Raw genomic sequence first — 2199 nt, forward strand, 5'->3', positions numbered from 1 at the left:
AATGAGACAGGCACCATTGTTATTAGTTCCGTTAATTACAGTTCACTACACTAGCTTGGTGCACTACAATGGTAGTGTCGTTTCCAGCACATGGCTTTCTGGGGACTCTACTGTTAGTGCGCTGCTGATGCACGACAATATTATCAACGAGTTTGTTTTGGACAGCGCAACTCTGTCTGGTACTGACTGGGTGATCACGATGCCAACCAAACGATACAATGTTCCGGTGAATAGTTTATTAGCGCCGGACGACGCCACTCAATTGTATAGCCCTTTTACCAGCAAGTTTTGGCTTGGTGGCGCGTGTGAGCGATTTCAATATCTCTTCACCAATCGCGAAAATTATTCCATCTACTTCGGGTATTTTACAGGACAGCTCAGCGGAGAACTCCTGTGCTGGGCGTCATCCGTTGTAGGTTTATTCAAAACGCCGGGATTGGCCGTTAATAGTAGCTTGCTGGGATCGACCAACAAAACCGAGCTTGCTAGCTACTTAGAGAATGGTTGGCTGAAGATGTCTTTTAACGAAACCTACATATCTGTCGTCAATGGCCAAACTGATGGTAATGGTGTTGTTCATCCAAATGCCACCCAATCATTAACGAGTGTTAATGGAGACACGTATTTCGGCTTGCCTACCGTTGGATTCATGGTGCAAGATTTTATTAACCAGAATGCGGCACCCGGAATTTTGGCAACCTACGGTGGCAATTTCAATCATAAATATACGACCAGGATATCTCGACTCCCCCCGTGACCAATCTTCAAACATCGTCCCAAGCATACGCGCATGAACATTTAAACCAGTGTACGCCACACCACTCAGCTCGCAATGAGGAACACTGATATGGCTTTGAAAGTTTGAATGATTCGATTCGGTGCGGCTTGATCCCATGATCGCACCAGATGTGAGTCAAGGAGAGGCACTGCTACCCAAGTGAGCCCCCCAAAGTGCGGGTGCCCAGTGCGCCGCAATTCGACGGTCAGCATCAAGCTTCTGCTACGCATCTGCATACGTTATTCGAAGCTAGCAATGAATCCGCAGACGCCGATCATAGTCGGCAACTCAGTTGAGCAGGTCAGGCAGCACACATAGCATTGACCTCAGTAAGGTTTGGAGGTCAATGCCTATATTGTTGCCGTTATTGATGATGCACTACGCTAGTTAAATGGCGGACAGCATGGTCATTTGCATTTTCGCCATGGCTTTTTGCTCAATCTGGCGTATGCGTTCCGCTGACACACTAAACTCATTTGCGAGATCGTGCAGCGTTACGGTGCTGTCCTCACGAAGCCAACGAGCTTCAATAATACGACGACTGCGTTCGTCTAAGCTAGCCAGTGCGCGTGTTAAGCCCGTACTTTGCTGCATTTCAAGCTGTTTCTGCTCAAGGACGCAAGAGGGTTCACTGTCCGTAGCAGATGCCAAATAAGCGATAGGTGCGTGGCTATTTTCGTCTTCGGCGTTTGTGGTTAGTTCCAGCGCTATTTCGTGGCCGTTGAAACGAGCTTCCATTTCTAATACTTCGCTTGTGCTGACTTTTAGCTGCTGTCCAATTAAGCTGGCTTCATGCGGTTTAAGTGATTCTAACCCCCGCTTCATGCTACGCAAATTGAAAAACAGTTTACGTTGAGCTTTCGTGGTCGCAATCTTGACAATTCGCCAGTTGCGCAGAATATATTCATGCATCTCAGCGCGTATCCAGTGCAACGCAAACGATACTAGCCGCACACCATGGCCTGGGTCGAAGCGTTTGACTGCTTTCATCAGGCCGATATTGCCTTCTTGGATTAAGTCTGATTGTGGTAGACCATAACCAGCATAGCCGCGCGCCACGCTGACTACTACACGTAGGTGCGAGACGACAAGCTTATGTGCTGACTCCAGGTCATTATCGCGGCTGAAGCGGACTGCCAAGCCAAGCTCCTCATCTGGCGTAAGTAATGGGAAGCGATTTACGGCTTGTACATATTGATCTATAGAACCTAAAGCCAAAGGTGTCGGCAATGCCAATGTTTGATTCATCAGTTATATCCTCCTATCGTGGGATTTTAGCACTCAACATCATTGAGTGCCAATTGTCTTAATACCCAATTTCCGCGATTGAATTCTGACGGGGCGAAAAATTGAGCGTTCAGCCCTGAATATTGTATGCATGACTACCCGATGAAGTGTGAATAGCATGGAAACGGTTCGTC

The 2199-nt window shown here is 47.6% G+C and carries 2 protein-coding genes; one reads left to right on the plus strand and one right to left on the minus strand.

Features of this window, described 5'->3' with window-relative positions:
- On the plus strand, window positions 1–757 hold a 757-nt coding region (locus MJ769_RS10620), incomplete at its 5' end, for a hypothetical protein (RefSeq protein WP_239237101.1).
- A 408-nt stretch (window positions 758–1165) separates the two neighbouring features.
- On the opposite strand, the gene rpoH is transcribed toward MJ769_RS10620, so the two are convergent.
- Window positions 1166–2026 (minus strand): RNA polymerase sigma factor RpoH, encoded by an 861-nt coding sequence (rpoH, locus tag MJ769_RS10625; protein WP_239237102.1) that lies wholly within the window; start codon window positions 2024–2026, stop codon window positions 1166–1168.
- Window positions 2027–2199 lie beyond the last annotated feature (173 nt).

Origin of the sequence: Candidatus Nitrotoga sp. BS, from assembly GCF_927797785.1 — a bacterium.
Taxonomy (GTDB): domain Bacteria; phylum Pseudomonadota; class Gammaproteobacteria; order Burkholderiales; family Gallionellaceae; genus Nitrotoga.

What these genes read in the sequence shown, in the direction of transcription:
- rpoH (WP_239237102.1), bottom strand. Translation starts at nt 2,026, where the DNA reads ATGAATCAAACATTGGCATTGCCGACACCTTTGGCTTTAGGTTCTATA.